The 3,106-nt window shown below is 75.4% G+C and carries 3 protein-coding genes; all 3 read right to left on the bottom strand.

The window, feature by feature from the left end:
* A partial coding sequence (locus HMPREF0731_RS12810) for a flagellar biosynthesis protein FlhF (RefSeq protein ID WP_040613125.1) occupies positions 1-745 on the bottom strand: 745 nt, incomplete at its 3' end.
* Positions 746-762: 17 nt separating this feature from the next.
* Positions 763-2,856, bottom strand: coding sequence for a flagellar biosynthesis protein FlhA (gene flhA, locus HMPREF0731_RS12805; RefSeq protein WP_007004568.1), 2,094 nt, complete (start codon positions 2,854-2,856; stop codon positions 763-765).
* A 5-nt stretch (positions 2,857-2,861) separates the two neighbouring features.
* On the bottom strand, positions 2,862-3,106 hold a 245-nt coding region (locus HMPREF0731_RS12800; protein ID WP_007004567.1), incomplete at its 5' end, for a helix-turn-helix domain-containing protein.

Below are 3,106 nucleotides of genomic sequence, written 5' to 3'. Positions count from 1 at the left end.
GCGTCGGCAGCAGATGGCTGGCGCCCAGCGCCCGGAAGGCGCGCGCCAGCTCGGTCGCCTCGGAACAGTCGAGGCCGGCGGGCAGCACCAGCACCACGGCGGCGCGGGTGGCGGCGATCAGCGCCGCCAGCATGCGCGCCTGGGCGGGGTCGAAGGGGTCGACGCCCGGCGTGTCGATCAGCACCGCGCCGCCCGGCGGGCGCAGCGCGATGGCCTGCAGCGCGGCGGCCGGGGTGGTGGCCTGGGCCAGCGGCGCGCGCAGCACCTCGGCCACCCCCGGCAGCTGCTCGGCGGCGCCCGGGCGCTGCTGGTCGGCGTTCAGCAGCAGCGGCGGCTTCTCCCCCTCCAGCACGTGCTGGGCGGCGAGCTTGACCAGCGTCAGCGTCTTGCCCGCGCCGGGGGGGCCGGCCAGCAGCAGCGGCCGCTGGCCGAGCGGCGGCAGCCCGCCGAAGCGGAAGGCGGCGGAGAGCGTCGCCTCCAGCGGCCCGGCCATCAGCCGTTCGCGCAGGGGCGCGGGCAGGTTGTGGAAGGTCAGCGCCGCCGCCTCGGCGCGCGGCTCCGGCGCCGGGGCGGGCTCCACCGCCGGCAGCGGCTCGTCCGCCGGGTCGGTCTCCAGCGCCGCCGTCGCCTCGAAGCCGCCATTGACCCGGCGGGAGGAGAGCAGCACCGCATCCGGGCCAAGCTCCGCCGTCAGGCGGCGCATCGCCTCGGCCATGGTGGCGGCGCGGATGACGCGGATGCGCATGGCGGCCTAGGCCCGGCTCAGACGCTGCCGAGGACGCGGATGCGCGCCCGGGGGTGGATCTCGGCCTGGGCCAGCACGGTGGTGCTGGGGCGGAAGCGCTCCACCACCGCCCGCACATGCGGCCGGATGCCGCCCGAGCAGACCAGCGCCGGCATGTCGCCGGCATTGCCGGCGCGGTCCAGCGCCTGGCGCAGCCTTTGCGCGAACTCGTTGACGCGGCTGGGGGCGAGGGCCAGCTGCTTCTCCTCGGGCGGGCCGATCAGCGCCTCGGCGAAGGCGGCCTCCCATTCGGCGCCCAGCGTCAGCAGCGGCACGTCGCCCTGCGGGCCGCGCGCCGCCTCGGTGAGCTGGCGGGCGAGCCGCGCGCGCACGGTGGCGACGATGGTGGTCAGCCCGCGCGGCACGCCGCCCGCCGTCGCCTCCTGGATGCCCTCCAGGATGGTCGGCAGGTCGCGGATCGAGACCCGCTCGGCCAGCAGCGTCTGCAGCACGCGCTGCACCGTGCCGATGCTGGCCTGGGCCGGGATCAGGTCGGCCACCAGCCGCTTGTTGTCGTCCGGCAGCCCCTCCAGCAGGCGCCGCGTCTCGGCATGGCTGAGCAGGTCGGCCATGTTCTCGCGCACCACCTCGGTCAGGTGGGTGACGAGCACGCCGGCGGCATCGACCACGGTGCAGCCGCGCGCCAGCGCCTGCTCGCGCAGCCGCTCCTCGATCCACAGCGCCGGCAGGCCGAAGGCGGGCTCCTGGCACTTCTCGCCGGGGAAGGGCGGCAGCTTGCCGGTGGGGTCGATGGCCAGCAGCATCGGCGGCTTCACCTCGCCCCGCGCCGCCTCGACCTCCTTGACCCGCACCAGATAGGCATAGGGCGCGAGCTGCATGTTGTCCTGCACCCGCACCGAGGGCAGCACGAAGCCCATCTCCTGCGCGAAGCTCTTGCGCAGCGCGCGGATCTGCTCGGTCAGCCGCGGCTGGTCGCCGGAGGCGAGCGAGAGCAGCCCGTAGCCGATCTCGAGGCGCAGCAGGTCGAGCTTCAGCGCCTCGGCCACCGGCGCCTCCTCGTTCACCGGCTTGGGTGGCGGCGGCTTGGGGCGCGCGGCGGCGATGGCATTGCTGCGCTCGGTCCGGTGGCGGACGAAGGCCAGCCCGCCGGCGGCGCCGGCCAGGCCCAGGAAGGGCAGCGCCGGCATGCCCGGCATGGCGGCCAGCAGCAGCGCGCTGCCGGCGGCGATGGCCAGCGGCTTGGAGGCGGTGCCGAGCTGGCCGGCCAGCATCTGGTCGGCGCGGCCCTCGGTGGCGCCCTTGGTCACCACGATGCCAGCGGCGACCGAGATCAGCAGCGCCGGGATCTGCGACACCAGCCCGTCGCCGACGGTGAGGGTGGCGAAGGTCTCCACCGCGTCGCCGAAGGACATGCCGTGCCGGCCGAGGCCGACCGCCAGCCCGCCCAGCAAATTGATGCCGGTGACGATGAGGCCGGCGATGGCGTCGCCGCGGACGAACTTGGCGGCGCCGTCCATGGCGCCGAAGAAGCTGCTCTCCTCCTCCAGCTCGCGCCGGCGGCGGCGGGCCTCGCCCTCCTCGATCAGCCCGGAGGAGAGGTCGGCGTCGATCGCCATCTGCTTGCCGGGCATGGCGTCCAGGCTGAAGCGCGCCGCCACCTCGGCGATGCGGCCGGAGCCCTTGGTCACCACCATGAAGTTGACCAGCAGCAGGATGGCGAAGACGACGAGGCCGATCACCACGTCGCCGCCCATCAGGAAGGCGCCGAAGGCGGAGATCACGCCACCCGCCGCGCCGACGCCCTCATGCCCGTGGCTGAGCACGGCGCGGGTGGTGGCGACGTTCAGCGCCAGGCGCAGCAGCGTGGTCAGCAGCAGCAGCGTCGGGAAGGAGGTGAAGTCGAGCGGCCGCTGCAGCAGCAGCGCCACCATCAGCACCAGCACCGAGGCGGTGATCGAGATGGCCAGGCCAAGGTCGAGCAGCACCACCGGCAGTGGCACCAGCATGACCATCATCAGCGCCACGACGCCGAGGGCCAGGGTGACGTCGGTGCCGAGGCGCAGGCCGCGCAGCGGCGCGGGCAGGGCGAAGGCGAAGCCGCGGCCGGCCATGGCGCTCAGCCCGTCGCGGCCAGGCCGCGGCCCTCGCCGGGCGCCGGCACGGCCAGGCCCAGGGCGCGGTAATCCTGCAGCTTGTTGCGCAGCGCGCGGATCGAGATGCCGAGCACCTCGGCCGCGCGGGTGCGGTTGCCCAGGCAATGCGCCAGCGTGCCGAGGATCAGGTCGCGCTCGACCTCCTCCATCCGGCGGCCGACCAGCGCCTCGATCCCGGCCGGCGCGGCGGGGGCGGGCGCCGCCGGGG

It is taken from the genome of Pseudoroseomonas cervicalis ATCC 49957, assembly GCF_000164635.1.
GTDB classification, from domain to species: Bacteria; Pseudomonadota; Alphaproteobacteria; order Acetobacterales; family Acetobacteraceae; genus Pseudoroseomonas; species Pseudoroseomonas cervicalis.
The sequence above is the reverse complement of the archived record's forward strand: the minus strand, read 5'-3'. Positions and strand labels throughout refer to the sequence as shown.